Source organism: Micrococcus sp. TCR-5 (assembly GCF_052220525.1).
GTDB lineage: Bacteria > Actinomycetota > Actinomycetes > Actinomycetales > Micrococcaceae > Micrococcus > Micrococcus luteus.
Genome location: NZ_JBQPDO010000011.1, coordinates 44,417 through 65,851 on the forward strand (window position 1 = coordinate 44,417; position 21,435 = coordinate 65,851).

The following is a 21,435-nucleotide window of genomic DNA, read 5'->3' on the forward strand; positions in this document are numbered from 1 at the left end:
GGAGGACCCCCTTGTCCACGTCATCCGCTTCCGTGACCGCTCCCGTGCCCGAGGGCAAGAAGCTGGTCATCGTGGAGTCCCCGGCCAAGAGCAAGTCCATCGCGAAGTACCTCAACGCGGTGGGCTCCGGCTGGGTGGTGGACTCCTCCGTGGGGCACATCCGCGACCTGCCCAAGCCCTCGGACCTGCCGGCGGACATGAAGAAGGGCCCGTTCGGGAAGTTCGCCGTGGACACGGAGCACGGCTTCACCCCGTACTACGTGGTGCACCCGGACAAGAAGAAGAAGGTCACCGAGCTCAAGCGCGAGCTCAAGGACGCCGAGGCCCTCTACCTCGCCACGGATGCGGACCGCGAGGGCGAGGCCATCGCCTGGCACCTGCTGGACACCCTCAAGCCCACGGTGCCGGTGTACCGGATGACCTTCGGGGAGATCACCCAGGAGGGCGTGCGCCGCGGTCTGGAGAACATCCGTGAGCTGGACACGGCCCTCGTGGACGCCCAGGAGACGCGCCGCATCCTCGACCGCCTGTTCGGCTACGAGCTCTCGCCGGTGCTCTGGCGCAAGGTCTCCCGCGGGCTCTCGGCGGGCCGCGTGCAGTCGGTGGCCACCCGCCTCGTCGTCGAGCGCGAGCGGGAGCGCATGGCCTTCGTCTCCGCCCACTACTGGGGCGTGGAGGGCACCTTCACGGTGGCCGAGGGCGCGCAGGCCGCGGACGCCGTGGGCAGCTCGTTCACGGCCCGCCTCAGCACGGTGGACGGCGAGCGCGTGGCCACGGGCCGCGACTTCGACGACGCCGGGCGGCTCAAGGCCTCCGCCGGCAAGAAGGTGACCCACCTGGACGAGGCCGGCGCCCGCTCGCTGGCCGAGGGTCTGCGCGGGGCGGACTTCACGGTCGACTCGGTGGAGGACAAGCCGTACACCCGCCGCCCGGCCGCCCCCTTCACCACCTCCACGCTGCAACAGGAGGCCGCCCGCAAGCTCCGCATGAGCTCCCGCGTCTCCATGCAGGTGGCCCAGCGCCTGTACGAGAACGGCTACATCACGTACATGCGCACGGACTCGGTGAACCTCTCGCAGGAAGCCGTGCAGGCCGCCCGGCGCCAGGCCACCGAGCTCTACGGGGCGGACGCCGTGCCGGCCCAGCCGCGCGTCTACGCCAAGCGCAACGAGACCGCGCAGGAGGCCCACGAGGCCATCCGGCCCGCGGGGGACTCCTTCCGGACCCCGGCCCAGGTCAAGGCCGAGCTGCGCCCGGACGAGTTCCGCCTGTACGAGCTGATCTGGAAGCGCACCGTGGCCTCGCAGATGGCCGATGCCAAGGGCTACACCGCCACGCTGCGGCTCTCGGCCACCGCGCAGGACGGCCGCCTCGCGCAGTTCAGCGCCTCGGGCACCGTCATCACGTTCAAGGGCTTCCTCGACGCGTACGAGGAGGGCCGGGACGCCGAGGTCGACGGCGAGAACGCGGAGGCCAAGGACCGCCGCCTGCCGCAGGTGGCCCAGGGCGAGCGCCTCACCGGTGACCCGATCGAGGCCACCGGGCACGAGACCTCCCCGCCGGCCCGCTACACCGAGGCGTCGATCGTCGCCGAGCTGGAGCGCCGCGAGATCGGGCGGCCCTCCACGTACGCCCCGACGATCTCCACGATCATGGACCGCGGCTACGTGTCCAAGCGCGGCACCGCGCTCGTCCCGTCGTGGACCGCGTTCGCGGTGATCGGACTGCTCGAGGACTACTTCGCGAAGTACGTGGACTACGACTTCACGGCCCGCATGGAGGACGACCTCGACCGGATCGCCGCGGGCGAGCTCGGCCGCGAGGCCTGGCTGCAGACCTTCTACTTCGGGGCCCCCGCCGCGGAGACGGAGAAGGGCGTCGAGGGCCTCAAGCACGTGGTGGACAACCTCGGCGAGATCGACGCGCGAGCCGTGAACTCGCTGCCGATCACCGAGGACATCACCCTGCGGGTGGGCCAGTACGGCCCGTACCTGGAGCGGTCGCTGCCGGCCGACGCGGAGGCGGGCGCCACCCCGCCGCGCGCCAACGTCCCCGAGGACCTGGCCCCGGACGAGCTCACCCCGGCCAAGGCCGAGGAGCTGTTCGCCACCGCCCAGCCCTCCGAGCGCGAGCTCGGCACGGACCCGGAGACGGGCCGGACCGTCGTCGCCAGGGACGGGCGCTACGGGCCCTACGTCACCGAGGTCATCCCGGAGATGACCGAGGAGGAGCTGCAGGCCTGGCTCGACGCCCAGCCCACCGAGTACTACAAGAACGGCAAGCCCAAGCCGAAGAAGAAGCCGGCCAAGGAGAAGCCCCGCACCGGCTCCCTCTTCACGAGCATGTCCGTGGACACCGTGACCCTCGAGCAGGCGCTGCAGCTGATGTCCCTGCCGCGCGTCGTGGGCGCGGACGCCGAGGGCGAGGTCATCACCGCCCAGAACGGCCGCTTCGGGCCCTACCTGAAGAAGGGCTCGGACTCGCGCTCGCTCGAGTCCGAGGACCAGATCTTCAGCATCACGCAGGAGCAGGCCCTCGAGATCTACGCCCAGCCGAAGCAGCGTGGCCGCGGGGCCGCCAAGCCGCCGCTGGCCGAGTTCGGCGAGGACCCGGTCTCCGGCAAGAAGGTCACCGTGAAGGAGGGCCGCTTCGGCCCGTACGTCACGGACGGGGTCACCAACATCACCGTCCCGCGCGGCCGTCAGCCCGAGGAGCTCACGGCGGAGGAGGCCTACCAGCTGCTCGCGGACAAGCGTGCCAAGGGCCCGGCCACCCGCGGCGGTGCCAAGAAGCCGGCGGCCCGCAAGGCCCCGGCCAAGAAGACCACCGCGCGGAAGAAGGCCTGAGCGCCATGCGCCTCGGCGTCCTGGACATCGGCTCCAACACCGTCCACCTGCTGCTCGTGGACGCCCACCCGGGGGCCCGCCCCGTCGCCTACGCGGAGCACAAGCGCTCCCTTCCGTTGATCCGCTACCAGGACGCCGACGGGGCGATCACGGAGGAGGGTCAGCGAGAGCTCGTGGATTTCGTCCGGGAGGCCGCCGCGTTCGCGGAGGAGCATCGGGCGGAGGACATGATCTCGTTCTGCACCTCGGCGATCCGCGAGTCCGCGAACGGCGCCGCCGTGCTGGCCCGCGTGCAGGCCGAGACCGGTGTGCACCTCTCCGAGCTCACGGGGGACCAGGAGTCGGCCATGACGTACTTCGCCGTGCGCCGCTGGCAGGGCTGGGACGCCGGCTCCATCCTGAACTTCGACATCGGCGGCGGCTCCTTCGAGATCGCCTACGGCCAGGACGAGCTGCCCTCGCACGCCCTGTCCCTGCCGCTGGGCGCCGGCCGCCTCACCCGCGACTGGGTGCCCGAGGACCCGCCCAGCCCCAAGGCGGTGAAGAAGCTCCGCAAGCACGTGGAGAAGCGACTCGAGGAGGCGTACACGGCCTTCCCGCGCATCGAGTCGCCCGTGGTGGTCACCGCCACCTCGAAGACGTTCCGCTCCCTCGCCCGGATCACCGGGGCGGCGCCGTCGGCGGCGGGGCCCTTCGTGAAGCGGCACCTGCGCGCGGACGACCTGCACCTGTGGGTGAACCGCCTCGCGGCGATGACCATCGCGGAGCGGGCGGAGCTGCCCGGCGTCTCGGACGTGCGCGCGCACCAGGTGTTCGCGGGGGCGATCGTCGCGCTGACGGCCATGCGCACGTTCGGCATCGCCCAGCTCGAGATCTGCCCGTGGGCGCTGCGCGAGGGCCTGATCCTCAACCGCCTCGATGCGCTCATGCTCGAGGGCCACCTCACCCGGGACGGCCTGCCCGGCGTCGGCCACGTGAACCTCAATCCGGACACCCTCCTGCCGGGACTGAGCCTGGGGGTGCGCTGACCATGCCGGGCTCCACCGCGCACCTGGCCCCCGCGGCGCGCTTCGGCGCGGACATCCCCGTGACCCTGTCCTCCTCGTCCGTGTTCCCCCTGGGCACCCAGGACGTGTTCGCCACCGCCGAGGACCTCGGCTACGACGGTGTGGAGGTCATGGTCACGCACAACGCGTGGAGCCAGGACGCGCGGCGGCTGGCGCGGCTGTCCGAGCGGCACGGGATGCCCATCGACTCCATCCACGCGCCCACCCTGCTGTTCACGCAGCAGGTCTGGGGCTCCGCGTGGTCCAAGATCCGCCGCTCCGTGGAGCTGGCGCAGGCCGTGGGCGCGGCCACCGTGGTGGCCCATCCGCCGTTCCGCTGGCAGGGCACGTACGCGGTGCGCTTCGCAGAGGGCATCCACGAGCTCATGGCGGAGACCGGCGTCGTGATCGCCGTGGAGAACATGTACCCGTGGCGGGCCTACGGCCGCGAGGCCAAGATGTACCTGCCGCACTGGAACCCGCTGCCCGAGCCGTACGAGCACGTCTGCTGGGACTTCTCCCACGCGGCCATCGCGCGGGCGGACTCCCTGGCGGCCGTCCGCGAGCTCGGCCCGCGGCTGCGGCACGTCCACCTCACCGACGGCGACGACTCCGGCAAGGACGACCACCTGGTCCCCGGCGAGGGCACGCAGCGCGTGGCCGAGACCCTGCGCCACGTGGCGACCGAGGGCCTGGCCGGCGCGGTGTGCGTGGAGGTGGGCACCCGCGGCGTGGAGTACGCGGGCCAGCGCGAGGAGAAGCTGGCCGCCTCGCTCGCGTTCGCGCGCGAGCATCTGGCCGCCGGCGGGACCGACCACCACGACGACGACGGCGCTCCGCGCCCGACCACGAAGGAGACGGGCCGACCATGAAGTTGACCATCCTGGGCCTGGGCACCATGACCGGCGCGATCCTCGCCGGAGCCCTCGAGGCCGGCGCCGTGCGCGCTGAGGACGTCACCGCGACCACCCGCTCCGCCGCCTCCGCCGAGAAGGCCGCCGCGCAGCACGGCGTCACCGTGACCCCCCAGGAGCGGGACGAACGCGCCAACCATGCCGCGGTCGCCGAGGCGGACATCGTCCTGGTGGGCGTGAAGCCGAAGGACATGGTCGCCACCCTCACGGACCTGGCGCCGTCGCTGCGCCCCGAGACCGTGGTGGTGTCCGTGGCAGCCGGCGTCACCGCCGCGACCATGGCCGCCGTGCTGCCGGCGGGGCAGCCGATCGTGCGGACCATGCCGAACACGCCCCTGACGGTGGGCTCCGGCGTCGTGGGCGTGGCTCCCGGGCCGGGCGTCACCGAGGAGCAGGCCACCGCCGTGCGCGCTCTCTTCGAGGGCTCCGGCCTGGTGGTGCCGGTGGCCGAGGAGCAGCTCTCCGCCGTGGTGGCCACCGCCGGCTCCGCCCCGGCCTACGTGTTCCTGCTGGCCGAGCTGATCGCCGCCCACGGTGCGGAGATGGGACTGGACGCCGCCTCCGCCGAGGCCATGGCCGCGGCCACCGTCAAGGGCGCCGGCATCATGCTCCAGCAGGAGGGGGCCAGGGCCGAGGCTCTGCGCAAGGCCGTGATGAGCCCGAACGGCACCACCGAGAAGGCCGTGGAGGCGTTCCTGGACGGCGGCATGGGCGACCTCGTGAACCGTGCCATGGACGCGGCCGCGCAGCGCGACAAGGAGATGGCCGAGGAGTTCGGGGCCTGACGGCTCCGGCGTGCCTCAGGGCCGGGCGGCGAACCGGTCGATGAGGTCGGTGTGGCCCGAGACGATGAGGGTGTCGCGCGGGCCCACCCGGGTGTCCGGCTGGGCGTAGGTGAAGTCCTCGCCCGGGGTCTTCACGCCCACCACGGTCACGCCGTACTTGGAGCGCACGTGGGACTCGGCGAGCGTGAAGCCCACGCACTCGGCCGGCGGGTACATCTTCACGATCGCGAAGTCGTCGTCGAACTCGATGAAGTCGAGCATGCGCCCGTTCACGAGGTGGGCGGCGCGCACGCCGGCGTCGTGCTCCGGGAAGATCACATGGTTCGCCCCGATCCGCTTGAGGATCGTGCCGTGCGCCTCGCTGATCGCCTTCACCCAGATGTGCGGGATCTCCAGGTCCACGAGGTTCACGGTGATCAGCACCGATGCCTCGATGGAGGTGCCCACGCCGACCACCGCCGTCGAGAAGTCCTGCGCGCCGAGCTGGCGCAGGGCCTCGGGGTCGGTGGCGTCCGCCTCCACCACGTGGGTCAGCGAGGGGGCGTAGCGCTGCACGAGGACGGGGTCCCGCTCGACGGCGAGCACCTCGCGCCCCTGTGCGACGAGCTCCTCGGCCGTGGCGGCGCCGAAGCGGCCCAGCCCCACGACGAGCACGGGGGCGTTGGGATCGGTGCGCTGCGGGGTGTCAGCCAATGACCGGCCTCTCGACGGGGTAGCGGTAGAGCACGCGCCGCTGGCGCAGGGCCAGGGCGGCGGCGAACGTGATCGTACCAACGCGGCCCGCGAACATCATGGCCGTCAGGACGTACTTGCCGGCCGGTGGGCTCTCCGCGGAGACGCCCACGGAGAGCCCGCACGTGCCGAACGCGGAGATCACCTCGAACAGGGGTCGCTGGAGGGACTCGTCGGTGATGTGCACCAGCGCCAGAGTGGCCACGAGCACGAGGGTGGCCCCGAGTGCGAGCACCGCGATGGCCACGCGCAGGGACTCGGGGGCGATCGTGCGGCCGTGCGCCGTCACCTCGCGGTCGCCGCGCGCCTCCGCCACGATCGCGAGGAACATGATCGCCAGCGTGGTCACCTTGATGCCGCCCGCGGTGGAGGCGGACCCACCGCCCACGAACATCAGCGCGTCCATGAGCAGCAGGGACTCGGGCTGGTGCGCGTTCGTGTCGTCGATCGCGAAGCCTCCGGAGCGGGTCATCACGGAGCCGAACAGGGAGTGCCCGACCCGCTGCCAGAAGCCCATGCCGGCCTGGGTCGCCGGGTTGCCCGCCTCGAAGAAGAAGAGGGCGACGGCGCCGAGCACCAGCAGGGCCAGCGTCACCTCGACCGTGAGCTTGGTGTGCAGGTTCCACTCCCGGAACCGCCACCCCTTCTCCAGCAGCACCATGACCACGGGGAAGCCGAGCGCGCCGAGGAACACGCCGACGCCGAGCACCGTGATGACCACCGGGTCGTGCATGATCTCCGGCAGGCCGTCCACGTGCAGGGTGAACCCCGCGTTGTTGAAGGCGCTGACCGAGTAGAAGACACCGTGCCACAGGCCGGTGAGCCACGAGCCGGAGATGGCCGCGAACCGCGGCACGAGGACGAGCGCCAGCGCGGCCTCGGCGGTCAGCACCGTCACGACGACGACGCGCAGCAGCTGGCCGACCTCGCCGAGACTGCCGGAGGTCATGCCCGCCTGCTGCGTCGCCAGCTTCGACCTCAGGCCCAGATGCCGGGAGACGGCCAACGTGAGCAGCGAGGCCATCGAGAGGATGCCCAGGCCGCCGATCTGGATGGCCACGAGGATGACCACCTGGCCCGCGGGGGACCAGTGCTCGGCCGTGTTGACGGTGGTCAGACCGGTCACGGAGAAGGCGGAGACCGCGGTGAACATGGCGTCGTGCAGGGGGGTGGCGTGGCCGTCCGCCGCGGCCCACGGCAGGGCGAGGAGCCCGGTGAACACCAGGGCCATGAGGGCGAAGGCGGAGAGGGCGGCGCGGGCCGGGGAGCCGCCCACCACCGAGCTGACGGCACGGCCCGAGCGCCGCAGCGCCGTGCGCAGGTCGGTCGAGGACTCCAGCGTGGAGGCCTGGCCGGGCCGGGGGAGTCCGCCGGGCCGGCGCACCCCGCCGTGGCGGCGGGCGTGCGGGGTCGGACGGGGACCTGCCACGGGGCACCTCCTGCACGGGGACGGGGAACGGACCGGCTCCCAGTATCGCGCGCCCCTGAGGCCCGCGCGTCACGCGGGTGAGACATCCGAGGCGCTCGTCGCCACCGTGCCGCCCGGAGCCCTAGGCTGGACCGTGATGAGCACCACGTCCACCCCTCCCGCTCCCACCCCCGCCGCTGTGGTGTGGGACTCCAGCCTGCTCCGCTACCGGTTCAGCGCGGAGCACCCGATGGCGCCCCTGCGGCTGGACCTCACGCACCGGCTCGTGGAGGCGTTCGGCCTGCTGGACGCGCCCCACGTGCGGATCGTGGAGCCGCCCGTGGCCACGGACGAGCAGCTCGCCCTCGTCCACGACCCCGAGTACGTCGCCGCCGTCCGCCGGGCCGCGGCGACGTCGTCGGCCGAGGACGGCCGCTTCGGCCTGGGCACCGAGGACTGTCCCGTGTTCCCGGACCTGCACGAGTCCGCCGCCCGGATCGCGGGCGGCTCCCTCGCGGCGGCCGAGGCCATCTGGTCCGGCGAGGTGGACCGCGCCGTGAACTTCGCCGGCGGCATGCACCACGCCGCCCGGTCCTCGGCGTCCGGGTTCTGCATCTACAACGACTGCGCCGTGGCCATCCAGCGCCTGCTGGACCTCGGCGCGGAGCGCGTGGCCTACGTCGACGTGGACGCGCACCACGGCGACGGCACGCAGTCGGTCTTCTACGACGACCCCCGCGTGCTCACCATCTCCCTGCACGAGACGGGCATCAGCCTGTTCCCGGGCACGGGCTTCGCCAATGAGATCGGCGGCGCGGCCGCCCAGGGCACGGCGGTGAACGTCGCGCTGCCCCCGCGCACCGGCGACGCCGGCTTCCTGCGCGCCGCCCACGCCGTGGTCCCGCCGCTGCTGGAGGCGTTCGCCCCGGACGTGCTGGTCAGCCAGCACGGCTGCGACGGCCACCGCACGGACCCGCTCGCCGACCTGCGGCTGACCGTGGACGGCCAGCGCCAGCTCGCGTTCGACGTCGGCGACTGGGCCGACCGGTTCGCGCACGGCCGGTGGCTGGCCACCGGGGGTGGCGGCTACAACCCGCTGCGGGTGGTGCCGCGCGCGTGGGCCCACCTGACCGCCGCCGTCCTGCAGACCCCGATCCCGGTGAAGAGCGAGATCCCCGCCGCCTGGATCGAGCACGTCCGGGCCCTCACCGCGGACGAGCTGACCGGGGACATGTCCGTGCACGTGGGGGACGACGCCGAGCGGATCCCCACCGTGATGGGCGAGGACGCGGACGTGTGGTGGCGCTCGTGGGAGGTGGGCTACGACCCGGCCGACCCGGTGGACCAGTCGATCATGGCCACGCGCCGCGAGGTGTTCCCGCTGCACGGGCTGGACCCCTGGTTCGACTGAGCCGGCCCGCGTCCCGGTTCGACCGCGGCCCGTGCGGCCGGTATTGTGGCCGAGAACGTTTCCAGGCGTTCCACATCCGGTGGAATGCGGGTCGGCGTGTCCGGCGCCCCGGATGCCTGCGGTCCCACGACCGCCGACCCTCGCCCCGATTCAAGGAGTCCCCATGGGATCTGTGATCAAGAAGCGCCGCAAGCGCATGTCGAAGAAGAAGCACCGCAAGCTGCTTCGCAAGACCCGTCACCAGCGTCGCAACAAGAAGTGACGCCCGCGCCCTCCGGGCGCTGACGAGACGAAGCCGCCGTCCCCTTCCGGGGGGACGGCGGCTTCGTCGTGGACGGCGATCCGTAGAGTGGGGCCATGACCGCCGACCTGCCCGCCGCCACCGCCCGCGTCCAGCTGCTCGTGAAGCCCGGCTGTCACCTGTGCGCCGAGGCCGAGGCCGCGGTGGCGCAGGTGTGCGATGCGCGGGGCGAGGCCTGGGAGGCCGTCGACGGCGCCGCGCACCCGGCCCTGCTCGAGCGGTTCGCGGACGAGGTGCCCGTGCTGTTCGTCGACGGCGTCCAGCGCGACTTCTGGCGCGTGGACCCGGCCCGCCTGGGCCGGCTCCTGGACGCCCCGCGGGTCTGAGCGGGCTCAGCGGCGCGCGAAGCGCTGCCAGGCCTTCAGCCGCATGTACTCCGTGGCGTCCGGGCGGTAGGCGAGCACGATGCCGGCGACGCCGAGGCCCACCCACACCAGGTCCAGCGGGCTGAACGCCCCCATCACGGCGTTGGAGACCAGCACCAGCACGGACAGGGCCGCCAGCACCGTTCCGACGATGCGCGCGGCGCGCGAGCCGCCGCGGATCGCGAACGCCACCCACAGGTAGACGAGGAACGCGAGCACGCCGAACACGGCCGCCGTCGTGGCGAGGGCCGGGAGCATCCCGTCCATCATGGCGCGCATCTGCTCCGCCTGGTCGGCGGGCAGATCCATCTGCTCGACGGACCGGTCCAGCTCCTGCTGGATCGCGGCCTGGCCTTCCGGCTGGGTGAGGGCGAAGGCCGCCAGCAGGGTCGTCGCCAGCAGCAGGAGGCCGCCCGAGACGATCAGCCAGAACGCGGCCGTCAGGGAGCGCGGCCGCGGGGGCAGCTCGACCGGGCCGGGAGACTGCCAGCCGGCCGGGCCGTGGGGGGAGGGGGCCTGGGGCATCCCCGCCTGGCCCGGGGCGCCGTACGGAGTCGCCGGCGGTGCGCCGTAGGGGTTCTGGCCGTACGGGCTCGCACCCGCCGGGTCGGGGGAGCCCGGGGTCGACCCCTGCGGGACGGCGCCGTACGGGTCGGCGCCGTACGGGTTCTGGCTGCCGTGGGGATCGGTGGGCGAGGTGCCGGACATGGGGCCTCCTAGCGACGCCGACGCTCGCGGCGTCTCGGTGCGGACGGGGGTGGCGGCGCGGTCGCGCCGAGCTGTGCTCCACGCTACCGCCGGGGCCACCGGTCCGCCTCTGCCAGACTGGCCCCATGCAGACGCTCGCCACCGTCCACCTGGTCCGCCACGGAGAAGTCCACAACCCCGATCGTGTCCTCTACGGCCGCCTGCCGGAGTTCGGGCTCTCGGAGCTCGGCCACGAGATGGCCCGGGGCGTGGCCGCGTGGTTCGAGGAGCGTGCCGCGCAGACCGGCCGGGCGCCCGCCGTCGTCGCCGCCTCCCCGCTGACCCGCGCGCAGCAGACCGCCGCGCCCATCGCGGCCGCGTTCGACCTGCCGCTGGTCACCGAGCCGGACCTGATCGAGGCGGAGAACGCCTTCGAGGGCATGTCCCAGGTGGCGGCGTCGCTGAAGCGGAACCCGCGGCTGTGGCCCCGGCTGCGCAATCCCCTGCGCCCGTCCTGGGGCGAGCCGTACCGCGCGCAGGCCGCCCGGATGCTGGCCGTCGTCGACCGGCTCCGCGGCGAGGCCGTGGCCGCCGAGGGGCCCGGCGCCGAGTCCGTGCTCGTCTCGCACCAGCTGCCGATCTGGGTGACGCGCCTGGCCGTCGAGGGCCGTCCGCTGTGGCATGACCCGCGCCGCCGCGAGTGCTCACTGACCTCCGTGACCTCGCTCGTGTTCGACGAGGGGCGGACGGTGCCGCGCGTCGAGTACCACGAGCCCAACCAGGCCCTGCTCAAGGACGCCTCCTCCCTGCCGGGCGCCTGAGACGGCCGGCGTCGACGACGCCGGCCGCAGCCTCCCACGGGGTGGGGGTGTGACGTCCAGGGTTCAGTCAGAATGCGGGGCGGACAGTAGACTCCCCAGGTACCCGGAATCCAGCCCCGCGCGTCCCCTGGAGGGCAGCCCGCCATGCAGACCCCCCGTCCGTCCCGTCGCACCGTGCTGACCGGCCTCTCGCTGCTCGGCCTCGCGCCCGTCCTCGCGGCGTGCTCGGGGGACGACTCGCTGACGCGGCAGGCCGGCAACGCGGACGGCAAGAACTACATCGCCGGCGACGGCTCCGTCCTGGAGATCGCCCCCGCCGAGCGCGGCGCCCCCGTGGAGTTCGCCGCCGAGCTCTTCGACGGCACCCCCGTGACCGGCGCGAGCCTGCGCGGCACCCCCGCCCTGCTGAACTTCTGGTACGCCGCCTGCGCGCCGTGCCGCGTCGAGGCCCCCCACCTCGTCTCCCTGCACGAGCAGTTCGCCCCGCAGGGGGTGCGGTTCCTCGGTGTGAACGTCCGGGACACCGTCACCACCGCGCAGGCCTTCGAGCGCACCTTCGAGATCCCCTACCCGTCCATCGAGGACGCCCGCGGGGAGGTGCTCCTGAACATGACCGACTACGTGCCCCCGCAGGCCGTGCCCTCCACCCTCGTCCTGGACGTCGAGGGCCGCGTGGCCGCCCGCGTGCTCGGCGCCGTGGAGGAGTCCACCCTGCGCGCCCTGCTCACCACCGTGGTGGACGAGGCCGCGGCCTGACCCGGCCGCCGTGTCCATGCAGAGCAACCCCTTCGCCGAGATCGCCCTCGACGGCTCCCTGCTGCTGGCCGCGCCGATCGCCGTGCTGGCCGGCCTGATCTCCTTCCTCTCCCCGTGCGTGCTGCCGCTCGTGCCCGGCTACCTCGGGTACGTCACCGGCCTCGGCGGGGACGTGCTCACCAGCCGCCGCCGCGGGCGCCTCGTGCTCGGCTCCGTGCTGTTCGTGCTCGGGTTCGCCGTGGTGTTCGTGGGCATCACCGTGGTGTTCACCCAGGCCATGGTCTGGCTGCGGCGCGACGGCGCCTGGGTCACCCCCGTGCTCGGCGTGCTCGTGATGCTCATGGGCCTCGTGTTCCTCGGCGGCGGCGGCCGGCTTCAGCAGGAGCGCCGCGTCCACTTCAAGCCCGCCGCCGGCCTGGTCGGCGCGCCCCTGCTGGGCATGACCTTCGGCCTGGGCTGGGCGCCGTGCATCGGCCCCACCATGGCCGCCGTCCTGGCCATGTCCACGGCCAGCTCCGGCTCCGTGGGCCGCGGCGCCCTGCTCGCCTTCCTCTACTGCCTCGGCCTGGGCCTGCCGTTCGTGCTCATGGCCCTCGGCATGGAGCGCGGCATGCGGGCCCTCGGGTTCTTCCTCCGGCACCGCGTGCTGATCATGCGCCTCGGCGGCGCCCTGCTGATCGCGCTGGGCCTGCTCATGGTCACCGGCGTCTGGACCGCCTGGACCACGCAGCTGCAGCTGTGGTTCGCCAACGAATGGGAGATGCCCCTGTGAGCTCCAAGGCCGCCCGGACGCGCTCCGAGCCCGTCACCCTGCCGCGCCTCGGCCTGGCGGGCACCCTGCGCTGGATCTGGACCCAGCTGACCAGCATGAGCACCGCGCTCATGCTGCTGCTCCTGCTCGCCGTCGCCGCCGTGCCCGGCTCCCTCGTGCCCCAGCGCCGTGCCGGCCCCGAGATCGTGGACCAGTGGATCGAGGACAACCCCGTGTGGGGCCCCGTCCTGGACGCCCTGCAGTTCTTCGACGTCTACAACTCCGTCTGGTTCTCGGCCATCTACCTGCTGCTGTTCGTCTCCCTCGTGGGCTGCGTGTGGCCGCGCGCCATCCAGCACGCCAAGGCCCTGCGCCAGCCCCCGGCCCGCACCCCCCGCAACCTGACGCGCCTGCCGGCTTCCGGCGTCGTGGTCCTGGAGGACGGCGGCCCCGGCCCCGAGGAGGCCGTGGCCAGAGCCCAGGCGTGGCTGCGCAAGCGCCGCTACCGCGTGGAGCACCGCCCCGAGGCCGGCGGCGCGTCCGTGGGCGCCGAGCGCGGATACCTGCGCGAGATCGGCAACATCCTGTTCCACGTCTCGCTGATCGGCGTGCTCGTGTTCATGGCCTACGGCGGCATGACCAAGTACGGCGGGCAGAAGATCATCGTGGAGGGCGAGGGCTTCGCCAACAACCTCGTGGCCTACGACTCCTTCACCCCCGGCACCTACTTCAGCGCGGACGACCTCCAGCCGTTCTCCCTCACCCTCGACTCGTTCGACGCCGTGTTCGAGCGGCAGTCGGAGACCACCTACGGCCAGCCGCTGGACTACACCGCCGTCATGGACGTCCGCGAGGGCACCGGCGGCGAGCTCCAGCGCCAGATCCTCAAGGTCAACCAGCCGCTGGACATCGACGGCGTGCGCGTCTACCTCGTGGGCAACGGCTACGCGCCCGTGGTGACCATCCGCGACGGCGCCGGGGACGTGGCCTTCCAGGGCCCCGTGGTCACCCGCGTGTTCGACCAGAACTACGGCTCGCAGGCCACCATCAAGGTCCCCGACGCGCGGCCGGACCAGCTGGGCTTCGTCGGCTTCTTCCTGCCCTCGGCGGTGGAGGACGAGGAAGGCGCCGCGTTCTCCGCGGACCCCGAGCTGCTCAACCCGGAGCTGCAGCTGAACTCGTACTACGGGGACCTCGGCCTGGACACCGGCCGCCCGCAGAACGTGTACGTGCTGGACACCGCATCCCTCACCGAGCTCAACAGCCGCACCAACGAGAACGGCGGCATCGTGCTCAGCCCGGGCCAGACGTACGAGCTGCCCGAGGGCAAGGGCTCCATCAGCTTCGACGGCGTCCGCCGCTACGTCGGCCTGGACATCCACTACGACCCGGGCAAGTGGGGCGTCGGCGTGTTCGCCGGCACCGCCCTGCTCGGGCTGGTCATCAGCCTGTTCGTCCGCCGCCGCCGCGTGTGGGTCCGCGCCCGCACCGACGAGGCCGGCCGCACCCGCGTGGAGTACGCGCTGCTCGCCCGCGGCGAGGAGTTCGGCTTGCACGAGGAGCACGTGGCCCTGCGCTCGGCCATGGAGCGCTGGTGGCCCGTCGCCGCCCCCGAGTCCGAGGAGGAGGCCGTCGCATCGGCCGCCGCCGTCGGCCACACTGGAACCACCCCCGAGACCCTCGCCGGTCCCCGCACCCCCCGATCAGGAGACTGACAGTGTTCAACCCCACGGCCCCCGTGAACGAGCAACTGGCGCTGTACAGCGACCTCTTCATGCTCATCGCCGCGCTCGTGTACGCGGCGGCGTTCATCCTGTTCACCATCGACATGGCCACCGCCTCGGCCACCATCCGCCGCCTCGAGGCCGACCTCGCGGCCCAGCGCGGGCAGGTGCGCACCGCTCCGGCCCGCGAGACCGTGGGGGTCGCCGTCGGCGGGTCCACGGCGGTCGGCGCGAGCGACTCCGACACGGCCCGGCCGGCCGCCGCCGAGCCCGGCGTCGACGCGGACGACGACCTCGTGGACGAGGACATGGACTACACGGGCGGCGGCCGCCGCCCGGTCGCCAACGTGGCCGTGGCCGTGCTGGCCGTCGGCTGGGCGCTGCACGCGTTCGCCGTCGTCGCCCGCGGCCTCGCCGCCTACCGCGTGCCGTGGGGCAACCTGTACGAGTTCATGACCACGGGCGCGCTCGTGATCACGACCGTCTACCTGCTGTTCCTCTTGCGCAAGGATCTGCGCTTCGTGGGCACGTTCGTCACCGGCATCGTCGTGGCGATGATGTGCGCGGCCACCATGGGCTTCCCGACGCCGGTGGGCCACCTCCAGCCGCCGCTGCAGACGCCGTGGCTCGTCATCCACGTGTCCATCGCCGTGCTGGCCAGCTCGCTGTTCGCGCTGACCGCCGCGATGTCCGTGCTGCAGCTGCTGCAGGACCGCGCGGAGAAGCGCGCTGCGGCGGGCGAGCGCTCGTGGGCGTTCCTGCGCCTCGTGCCGGCCGCGCAGGGGCTGGAGAACTGGTCCTACCGCCTCAACGCCGTCGGCTTCGTCATGTGGACCTTCACGCTGATCGCCGGTGCGATCTGGGCCGAGGCCGCGTGGGGCCGCTACTGGAACTGGGACACCAAGGAGGTCTGGACCTTCGTGATCTGGGTGGTGTACGCGGCGTACCTGCACGCCCGCGCCACCCGCGGCTGGACCGGTGCCCGCGCCGCGTGGCTGAGCATCGTGGGCTTCCTGTGCATCGTGTTCAACTACACGATCGTCAACACGTACTTCCCGGGCCTGCACTCGTACGCGGGTCTGCCCGGCTGAGTCCGGCGGGGCCCCTCAGGCGCGCGGCCCGTCGCCGTCCGGGTCGGCGTCGTCGTCGCCCTGCTCCCGACGACGGCGCAGCTCCTCCTCGCGGGCCCGCAGCTCGGCCTCGCGGCGGTCCAGGTCCTGCTCGCGGGCGTCCTGGCGGCGCTGCACGCGCAGGCTGCGCAGGAACGCCTCGTCGTCGTCCGGGGCCCCGGAGGGCCGGGGTGCGGCCCGTCCGCCCGCGCCGGCCGGGCGGGCGCGTCCGAGCAGCAGCCACAGCAGCGGCCCCACGAGCGGCACGAGCACGATGACCGCCACCCACGCCGTCTTCGGCAGGCTGCGCACCTCGCGGGCGGGGGTCAGCAGCGCCTCGAACAGCGCGTAGAGGGTCAGGCCCGCGAGGATGATCGCGGCGGGGATGATGAAGCGGCCCATCCCGCCAGTCTAGGCGCGGGCTGGGGGGTCGGCGGGCGGGGCGTCCGTCCTCGTAGGATGGACCGGTGCGCATCTTCTTCTACGGTCTGGTCCGCGTGGTCGTCTTCGTCGCCCTGTGGGCGCTGTTCTACTACGTGATGGACCTCGGGATGATCTTCGGGGTGATCGCGGCCACGATCCTGACGTTCGCGATCAGCTATCTCTTCCTCGGCCGCCTGCGCACGGGGGCCACCGAGGACCTGTCCGCCGCGTGGGAGGGCCGCCCGGGCCGCCGGGGCCGCACCGAGACCGCCGACGCGGACGCCGAGGACGCCTACACCGAGGGCCGGTTCCGCGAGTGAGCCCCGCGGGGCGACGGGGCGGATGCCGCCGCCGTCGTCATCCCGTGCGGCTCAGAGCAGCGCGCCGAGGGTGAACGTGATCGCGTAGACGATCCCGATCACGCCGGTCGCGCGCAGCACCGGGATCAGCGCCCGGCGGTCGTCGGCGCGCAGCACCGTGCGGATCGGCCGGATCGCGAGCAGGCCGCCGATCGGCACGAGCAGCAGCCCCGGGTGCACCGCCACCCAGAACAGCGGCAGCAGCAGGGCGACGGCCAGCATGACGCCGTAGGACGCCCGCGCGGGTCCGTCGCCCAGGCGGGCGGCCAGCGTCATCTTCCCGACCTCGCGGTCCGTGGGGATGTCCCGGATGTTGTTGGCCATGAGCAGGGCCGTGGAGATCAGCCCGCAGCCGATCGCGCCGGCCCACGCCAGGCCGCTGACGGCGTCGGCCTGGGTGTACGTGGTGCCGAGGACGGCCACCAGCCCGAAGAACACGAACACGAACACCTCGCCGAGGCCGAGGTACCCGTACGGCCGCTTCCCGCCGGTGTAGAACCACGCGGCCAGCACGCACGCGACGCCGACCAGCAGGAACCACCAGTGCCCCGAGAGCCGGATGAGTCCCAGGCCGGCCAGCCCGGCGAGGCCGAAGAACGCGAAGGCCGCCTGCTTCACCCGGGCCGCGGGCACGAGCCCGGAGACGGTGAGCCGGAAGGGGCCGACACGCTCGTCGTCGGTGCCGCGGATGCCGTCCGAGTAGTCGTTGGCGTAGTTCACGCCGATCTGCAGCGCGAGCGACACCACGAGGGCCAGCAGCGCCGCGCCGAGGTGGAAGGAGCCGAGCTCCGCGGCGGCGGCCGAACCGACGATCACGGGGGCGATCGCCATGGGCAGCGTGCGCGGGCGCGCGGCGGCGACCCACTGGGAGAGCGTGGCGGCCATGGGCGGGGGTTCCTCCTGGGGAGCGGGGTGGGCAGCGGTCCGCAGCGGGCCGGGTCGACGGCGGCGCGCGGCCGGGGCCCGACGTCGGCCGGGCCCGGGTCATTCTCCCATGCGGGCGGGGCGACGCTCAGCCGGCGGTGAACCGGGCGGCCAGGGCCTGCCGGTCGGTCTTGCCGGTGGAGAGCAGGGGCAGGGCGTCGAGGACGAGCCACGTCTTGGGCACCGCGGCCGCACCCAGCGCCGCGCGCACGTGGGCGCGCAGGACGGCCTCGTCGGGGGCCGCGGCCGGGTGGGCGGGCACGACGGCGGCGCACAGCCGGGCGCCCCACTCGGGATCCGGCACGCCGGCCACGTGGGCCGCCGCGACGCCCGGGTGCGCCTCGAGCACCGCGGTCACCGCCGCCGCGGACACCTTCACCCCGCCCGTGATGACGACGTCGTCCAGGCGACCGGTCACGGCCAGCCGCACGCCGCCGTCGTCGGTGGGGGAGAGCACGCCCGTGTCCTCGGTCAGGAAGGCGCGGGCGCCGTCCCCGGCGGGGACGAAGTGGGCGGCGGTGCGGGCCGGGTCGTCGAGGTAGCCGGCCGCCACCATGGGCCCGGCCAGGCGCACGCGCGGCGGGGCGTCGGGGTCGTCCGGGGCCACCGCGACGGCGACGCCGGGCAGCGGCACGCCGTCGTAGACGCAGCCGCCGCACGTCTCGGCCATGCCGTAGGTGGCGGTGAGGCGCACCCCCGCCGCCTCGGCCGCGGCCCGCAGCGCGGGATCGAGCCGGGCGCCGCCCACGAGCACGCGGTCGAAGGAACGCAGGGCCGCCCGCCCGGCCGGGTCGGCGTCGGCCGCGAGGAGGCGGGCGAGCTGGGTGGGGACGAGCGAGACGAGCCGGGGGCCGGCGTCGTCGGGCAGGGCGGCCGCCCCGGTGGCGAACGCCGCGGGCGTGAACGGGCCCGGGGGCAGGGCCACGGGTGCGGTCCCGGCCGCGATCGAGCGGGAGAGCACGGCGAGCCCGGCCACGTAGTGCACGCCGAGGGCCAGCAGCCACGCCCCCTCGCCGCCGAGCCGCCGGGCCGTGGCCGCGGCCGAGGCGCGCAGGGCCGCGCCGGTCAGGACGATCTGCTTCGGCGTGCCCGTGGACCCGGAGCTGCGCACCACGGCGACGGCGTCCGGGTCCCCGCAGCGGCGCGGGTCGCGGGCCTCGGGCCGGGGGAGCGCGGCGCCGTCGGCGGTCAGCTCGACGGGGGCGCCGCCGTCGAAGGCCGCCGCGAGGGCGTCCGTGGCGCGGGCGAGGGCATCGGCGGTGGCGGGCATGGCCCCGAGTGTAGGAGGCCCGACGGTCGGACGGACCCGCCCGGCGGACCGGATCCGCCCGGCCGGTCAGAGCAGGAACGGCACGGTGGCGATCTTGACCACCATGATCAGTGCGAACAGCTGGGCGTACCCCTCGGTCACGCGGGCGTCGGTGGACCGGGAGAGCGCGTAGTCCAGGATCGCCGGCTGGCCCGTGATGCCCGCCAGCGCCCCGAAGGTGCGATCCACGGACTGCCCCAGCAGCCGTGCCGCGGCGATGAGCAGGGCCGCGGTCAGCGCGGTGAGCACGGCGGACATCAGGATGGCCAGCCCGCCGACCCGGGTGAACACCGTCTCGATGAACGCCGGGCCGGCGGCCAGGCCCACCACGCCCAGGAAGAGCATGAGGCCGAACTGCCGCAGTGTCAGTGCGATCTCCGTGGACGGCTCCCACACCGTGGGTCCCGTTCGGCCGATCGCACCGAGGGCGAGGCCGACGAGGATGCACCCGGCCGCCGGGCCGAGGGAGAAGGAGGCCCCGCCCGGAAGCGGGATCGTCACCATGCCCAGCAGGTAGCCCAGCGCCATGCCCGTGCCCAGGGAGATCCAGTCCAGGTCCGAGAGCCCGCGCGTCGAGTTGCCGAAGAAGTCGCGCACCGCCTCCATCCGCGGCGCGGTGGTCACGATGAGCACCCGGTCGCCGACCTTGAGCTCGGTCTGCGGGGTGGCCAGCGACTCGACGTCGTCGCGCCGCAGCCGGGCGACGTCGGTGCCGAAGCGCTCGCGCAGGGACAGCGTGCCCAGGCGGCGATCGGCCAGGGCGCGGGCCGTGACGATGACCATGGAGGTCTGCAGCGGGTTCATCACCCGCGCGGGGTCGGCGCCGGTGCGTCGGCCGAAGGCCTGCACGGCCGCGTCGATGTTCTTCTCCGTGCCGTCCAGGACGACCTCGTCCCCGGGTTCGATCCGGTCGGCGGAGCCGGCGATCCGGGCCACGCCGCCGTGGCGCAGCGCCACGACGCGCACCAGCCCCTCGGAGATCCCGGGGATCTCCCGCACGGCGAGGGCGGAGGTGGCGACCGCGGCGGTGAAGCGCAGCTTGCCGTCGGTCACCGGCGCCGGATCGCGCGGGGAACTGCTCCACGGGCGGGCGGCGAGCACGGTGATCGCGATGATGGTGCCGACCACGCCCACCAGGTAGGACAGCCCGTAGCCCACGGCCGGGGCCTGCCCGCCGGTGAGCTGGTTCGCCAGCGCCATCGCCGGCGTCGCGGTGAGCGAACCCGTCCACACGCCGATCGCCGTCGGCAGGTCCAGGTTGAGCAGCGCGGCCAGGGGGTGCACCGTGAAGGCGGTGAGGATCACCACGACGACGGCGGCCAGCATCAGGGGCAGGTTGCGGCGCAGGTCCCGGAAGAACACCTTGCCGGCGCCGAGCCCGATCAGGTAGGCGAACAGGGCCAGGCCGAAGCTCTGGAACAGGGCCAGCCGGTCGCCGACGTCGGGCAGCACCGCCCCGACGAGCAGGCCCACGAACAGTGCTCCCGAGGCGCCGAGGCGGATCTTGCCCAGGGGGATGGTGCCGACGGCGGCGCCCAGGGCGACGGTGGCCATGAGGACGAGGATGGGCTGGTCGTTGAGCAGTGCGAGCATGGGCGGGTCTCCGTCCTGCCTGGTGGTCGGTCAGAAGTGGTACGGGAAGGCGGACCAGTCCGGGTCGCGCTTCTGCAGGAACGCGTCCCGGCCCTCCACGGCCTCGTCCGTCATGTAGGCCATGCGCGTGGCCTCGCCGGCGAAGACCTGCTGGCCGGCCATGCCGTCGTCGGGGAGGTTGAACGCGAACTTGAGCATGCGCAGGGCCTGGGGGGACTGACGGTTGATGTCCGCGGCGTACTCGAGGGCGACCTCCTCGAGGCGCTCGTGGTCCACGGCCTCGTTCACCGCGCCCATGGCCACCATCTCCTCGGCCGAGTACTCGCGCGCCGTGAAGAAGATCTCGCGGGCGCGCTTCTGGCCCACCTGCCGAGCGAGCAGGGCCGAGCCGTAGCCGGCGTCGAAGGAGCCCACGGTGGCGTCCGTCTGCTTGAACTTCCCGTGCTCGCGGGAGGCCAGGGTGAGGTCCGCGACCACGTGGAGTGAGTGGCCGCCGCCGGCCGCCCAGCCGTTCACGACGGCGATGATCGCCTTGGGGGAGGTGCGCATCAGGCGCTGGACCTCGAGGATGTGGAGGCGTCCGGCGCGGGCCGGGTCGATGGTCTCGGCCGTCTCCCCCTCGGCGTAGCGGTAGCCGTCGCGGCCGCGGATGCGCTGGTCCCCGCCGGAGCAGAACGCGTGGCCGCCGTCCTTGAGGGAGGGGCCGTTGCCGGTGAGCAGCACCGTGCCCACGTCCGGGGTCATGCGGGCGTGGTCGAGGGCGCGGTAGAGCTCGTCCACGGTGCCGGGCCGGAACGCGTTGCGGACCTCGGGACGGTCGAAGGCGATGCGCACCGTCGGCAGGTCGCGCACCCAGCGGCCGTCGGCGTCGCGCTCCACCTGGCGGTGGTAGGTCAGGTCCTCGAAGTCGAAGCCCTCGACCACGCGCCAGCGCGTGGGGTCGAAGATGTCGGAGACCTGCTCGGGGAGGCGGTCACGGTCCAGGCGGTGCTGCTCGCTCATGCCCAGAACAGTACCGGCGGCCCGCCACCCCGCGCCTTCGTTCGGGAAACGGGAGCCCCCAGCGGCGCTCTCGTTCGAGGAACGGGAGCTCAGCCGCGCAGCATCCTCGGCACCGGAACGGCCCTTCTCAGGGACTGAAGAGCGCTGAGAAGGGTCATATCGGTGCCAC

General features: G+C 73.5%; 21 protein-coding genes. 13 read left to right on the top strand and 8 right to left on the bottom strand.

Features of this window, described 5'->3' with window-relative positions:
- Window positions 1-11 precede the first annotated feature (11 nt).
- From topA to proC, 4 genes are read left to right on the top strand one after another with little or no spacing between them, the layout of a single operon-like run.
- Window positions 12-2,846, top strand: a complete 2,835-nt coding sequence (gene topA / locus ACTSKS_RS07660) for a type I DNA topoisomerase (RefSeq protein ID WP_442927429.1) — start codon at window positions 12-14, stop codon at window positions 2,844-2,846.
- A gap of 5 nt (window positions 2,847-2,851) precedes the next feature.
- Window positions 2,852-3,874, top strand: a complete 1,023-nt coding sequence (locus tag ACTSKS_RS07665; RefSeq protein WP_041104018.1) for a Ppx/GppA phosphatase family protein — start codon at window positions 2,852-2,854, stop codon at window positions 3,872-3,874.
- A 2-nt stretch (window positions 3,875-3,876) separates the two neighbouring features.
- A complete protein-coding gene (locus ACTSKS_RS07670) occupies window positions 3,877-4,764 on the top strand; it encodes a sugar phosphate isomerase/epimerase family protein (RefSeq protein WP_377680880.1) in 888 nt (295 codons plus the stop codon).
- Complete coding sequence (gene proC / locus ACTSKS_RS07675) at window positions 4,761-5,591, top strand: pyrroline-5-carboxylate reductase (RefSeq protein ID WP_442927430.1); 831 nt, start codon at window positions 4,761-4,763, stop codon at window positions 5,589-5,591. The genes ACTSKS_RS07670 and proC overlap by 4 nt, the downstream gene beginning before the upstream one ends.
- Window positions 5,592-5,606: 15 nt before the next feature.
- Here the strand turns inward: proC and ACTSKS_RS07680 are convergent, their stop codons facing one another.
- Complete coding sequence (locus ACTSKS_RS07680) at window positions 5,607-6,284, bottom strand: potassium channel family protein (RefSeq protein WP_065572451.1); 678 nt, start codon at window positions 6,282-6,284, stop codon at window positions 5,607-5,609.
- Window positions 6,277-7,752: a TrkH family potassium uptake protein gene (locus tag ACTSKS_RS07685; RefSeq protein ID WP_098470739.1), complete on the bottom strand. Its 1,476-nt coding sequence runs from the start codon at window positions 7,750-7,752 to the stop codon at window positions 6,277-6,279. The genes ACTSKS_RS07680 and ACTSKS_RS07685 overlap by 8 nt, the downstream gene beginning before the upstream one ends.
- Window positions 7,753-7,888: 136 nt before the next feature.
- On the opposite strand from ACTSKS_RS07685, the gene ACTSKS_RS07690 reads away from it, so the two are divergent.
- The 3 genes from ACTSKS_RS07690 to ACTSKS_RS07700 all read left to right on the top strand — a co-directional run bounded on the left by ACTSKS_RS07690 (window position 7,889) and on the right by ACTSKS_RS07700 (window position 9,769).
- Complete coding sequence (locus ACTSKS_RS07690; RefSeq protein ID WP_206496527.1) at window positions 7,889-9,142, top strand: acetoin utilization protein AcuC; 1,254 nt, start codon at window positions 7,889-7,891, stop codon at window positions 9,140-9,142.
- 163 nt (window positions 9,143-9,305) lie between these two features.
- Window positions 9,306-9,404 carry a 30S ribosomal protein bS22 gene (locus ACTSKS_RS07695; RefSeq protein ID WP_005504750.1) on the top strand — a complete coding sequence of 33 codons (99 nt, stop codon included), beginning with the start codon at window positions 9,306-9,308 and terminating at the stop codon, window positions 9,402-9,404.
- A gap of 95 nt (window positions 9,405-9,499) precedes the next feature.
- Window positions 9,500-9,769: a glutaredoxin family protein gene (locus ACTSKS_RS07700; protein WP_036317272.1), complete on the top strand. Its 270-nt coding sequence runs from the start codon at window positions 9,500-9,502 to the stop codon at window positions 9,767-9,769.
- Window positions 9,770-9,775: 6 nt separating this feature from the next.
- On the opposite strand, the gene ACTSKS_RS07705 is transcribed toward ACTSKS_RS07700, so the two are convergent.
- Entirely contained in the window at window positions 9,776-10,516 is a 741-nt protein-coding gene (locus ACTSKS_RS07705; RefSeq protein ID WP_036317269.1) for a hypothetical protein, read from the bottom strand.
- 125 nt (window positions 10,517-10,641) lie between these two features.
- On the opposite strand from ACTSKS_RS07705, the gene ACTSKS_RS07710 reads away from it, so the two are divergent.
- The 5 genes from ACTSKS_RS07710 to ccsB all read left to right on the top strand — a co-directional run bounded on the left by ACTSKS_RS07710 (window position 10,642) and on the right by ccsB (window position 15,638).
- On the top strand, window positions 10,642-11,316 hold the full coding sequence (locus ACTSKS_RS07710) for a histidine phosphatase family protein (RefSeq protein WP_442927431.1): 675 nt from the start codon (window positions 10,642-10,644) through the stop codon (window positions 11,314-11,316).
- Window positions 11,317-11,460: 144 nt separating this feature from the next.
- Entirely contained in the window at window positions 11,461-12,072 is a 612-nt protein-coding gene (locus ACTSKS_RS07715; protein ID WP_036336892.1) for a TlpA family protein disulfide reductase, read from the top strand.
- Between the two features lie 16 nt (window positions 12,073-12,088).
- Window positions 12,089-12,844, top strand: coding sequence for a cytochrome c biogenesis CcdA family protein (locus tag ACTSKS_RS07720; protein ID WP_069941757.1), 756 nt, complete (start codon window positions 12,089-12,091; stop codon window positions 12,842-12,844).
- Window positions 12,841-14,538, top strand: coding sequence for a cytochrome c biogenesis protein ResB (gene resB / locus ACTSKS_RS07725; protein WP_036336895.1), 1,698 nt, complete (start codon window positions 12,841-12,843; stop codon window positions 14,536-14,538). The genes ACTSKS_RS07720 and resB overlap by 4 nt, the downstream gene beginning before the upstream one ends.
- A 2-nt stretch (window positions 14,539-14,540) precedes the next feature.
- The gene (ccsB, locus tag ACTSKS_RS07730) at window positions 14,541-15,638 is read left to right on the top strand and encodes a c-type cytochrome biogenesis protein CcsB (protein ID WP_063189778.1); all 1,098 of its coding nucleotides are present in this window, start codon (window positions 14,541-14,543) and stop codon (window positions 15,636-15,638) included.
- A 15-nt stretch (window positions 15,639-15,653) separates the two neighbouring features.
- On the opposite strand, the gene ACTSKS_RS07735 is transcribed toward ccsB, so the two are convergent.
- Entirely contained in the window at window positions 15,654-16,058 is a 405-nt protein-coding gene (locus tag ACTSKS_RS07735) for a PLDc N-terminal domain-containing protein (RefSeq protein ID WP_036381004.1), read from the bottom strand.
- A gap of 65 nt (window positions 16,059-16,123) precedes the next feature.
- On the opposite strand from ACTSKS_RS07735, the gene ACTSKS_RS07740 reads away from it, so the two are divergent.
- Window positions 16,124-16,399, top strand: coding sequence for a DUF4229 domain-containing protein (locus tag ACTSKS_RS07740; protein WP_036381007.1), 276 nt, complete (start codon window positions 16,124-16,126; stop codon window positions 16,397-16,399).
- Window positions 16,400-16,450: 51 nt separating this feature from the next.
- Here ACTSKS_RS07740 and ACTSKS_RS07745 read toward each other — a convergent pair whose 3' ends face one another.
- The 4 genes from ACTSKS_RS07745 to ACTSKS_RS07760 all read right to left on the bottom strand — a co-directional run bounded on the left by ACTSKS_RS07745 (window position 16,451) and on the right by ACTSKS_RS07760 (window position 21,266).
- Window positions 16,451-17,323, bottom strand: coding sequence for a 1,4-dihydroxy-2-naphthoate polyprenyltransferase (locus tag ACTSKS_RS07745; protein ID WP_182488344.1), 873 nt, complete (start codon window positions 17,321-17,323; stop codon window positions 16,451-16,453).
- 127 nt (window positions 17,324-17,450) lie between these two features.
- Complete coding sequence (locus ACTSKS_RS07750; protein WP_442927432.1) at window positions 17,451-18,632, bottom strand: AMP-binding protein; 1,182 nt, start codon at window positions 18,630-18,632, stop codon at window positions 17,451-17,453.
- A 66-nt stretch (window positions 18,633-18,698) separates the two neighbouring features.
- Window positions 18,699-20,264: an aspartate:alanine exchanger family transporter gene (locus ACTSKS_RS07755; protein WP_020627260.1), complete on the bottom strand. Its 1,566-nt coding sequence runs from the start codon at window positions 20,262-20,264 to the stop codon at window positions 18,699-18,701.
- A 30-nt stretch (window positions 20,265-20,294) separates the two neighbouring features.
- The gene (locus tag ACTSKS_RS07760) at window positions 20,295-21,266 is read right to left on the bottom strand and encodes a 1,4-dihydroxy-2-naphthoyl-CoA synthase (protein WP_134415785.1); all 972 of its coding nucleotides are present in this window, start codon (window positions 21,264-21,266) and stop codon (window positions 20,295-20,297) included.
- Between the last annotated feature and the right edge of the window lie 169 nt (window positions 21,267-21,435).

What these genes read in the sequence shown, in the direction of transcription:
- ACTSKS_RS07750 (WP_442927432.1), bottom strand. Translation starts at nt 18,632, where the DNA reads ATGCCCGCCACCGCCGATGCCCTCGCCCGCGCCACGGACGCCCTCGCG.
- ACTSKS_RS07670 (WP_377680880.1), top strand. Translation starts at nt 3,877, where the DNA reads ATGCCGGGCTCCACCGCGCACCTGGCCCCCGCGGCGCGCTTCGGCGCG.
- ACTSKS_RS07665 (WP_041104018.1), top strand. Translation starts at nt 2,852, where the DNA reads ATGCGCCTCGGCGTCCTGGACATCGGCTCCAACACCGTCCACCTGCTG.
- ACTSKS_RS07745 (WP_182488344.1), bottom strand. Translation starts at nt 17,323, where the DNA reads ATGGCCGCCACGCTCTCCCAGTGGGTCGCCGCCGCGCGCCCGCGCACG.
- ACTSKS_RS07715 (WP_036336892.1), top strand. Translation starts at nt 11,461, where the DNA reads ATGCAGACCCCCCGTCCGTCCCGTCGCACCGTGCTGACCGGCCTCTCG.
- ACTSKS_RS07735 (WP_036381004.1), bottom strand. Translation starts at nt 16,058, where the DNA reads ATGGGCCGCTTCATCATCCCCGCCGCGATCATCCTCGCGGGCCTGACC.
- ACTSKS_RS07700 (WP_036317272.1), top strand. Translation starts at nt 9,500, where the DNA reads ATGACCGCCGACCTGCCCGCCGCCACCGCCCGCGTCCAGCTGCTCGTG.
- ACTSKS_RS07720 (WP_069941757.1), top strand. Translation starts at nt 12,089, where the DNA reads ATGCAGAGCAACCCCTTCGCCGAGATCGCCCTCGACGGCTCCCTGCTG.
- ACTSKS_RS07760 (WP_134415785.1), bottom strand. Translation starts at nt 21,266, where the DNA reads ATGAGCGAGCAGCACCGCCTGGACCGTGACCGCCTCCCCGAGCAGGTC.
- ACTSKS_RS07690 (WP_206496527.1), top strand. Translation starts at nt 7,889, where the DNA reads ATGAGCACCACGTCCACCCCTCCCGCTCCCACCCCCGCCGCTGTGGTG.
- ACTSKS_RS07710 (WP_442927431.1), top strand. Translation starts at nt 10,642, where the DNA reads ATGCAGACGCTCGCCACCGTCCACCTGGTCCGCCACGGAGAAGTCCAC.
- ACTSKS_RS07695 (WP_005504750.1), top strand. Translation starts at nt 9,306, where the DNA reads ATGGGATCTGTGATCAAGAAGCGCCGCAAGCGCATGTCGAAGAAGAAG.
- proC (WP_442927430.1), top strand. Translation starts at nt 4,761, where the DNA reads ATGAAGTTGACCATCCTGGGCCTGGGCACCATGACCGGCGCGATCCTC.
- ACTSKS_RS07705 (WP_036317269.1), bottom strand. Translation starts at nt 10,516, where the DNA reads ATGTCCGGCACCTCGCCCACCGATCCCCACGGCAGCCAGAACCCGTAC.
- ACTSKS_RS07755 (WP_020627260.1), bottom strand. Translation starts at nt 20,264, where the DNA reads ATGCTCGCACTGCTCAACGACCAGCCCATCCTCGTCCTCATGGCCACC.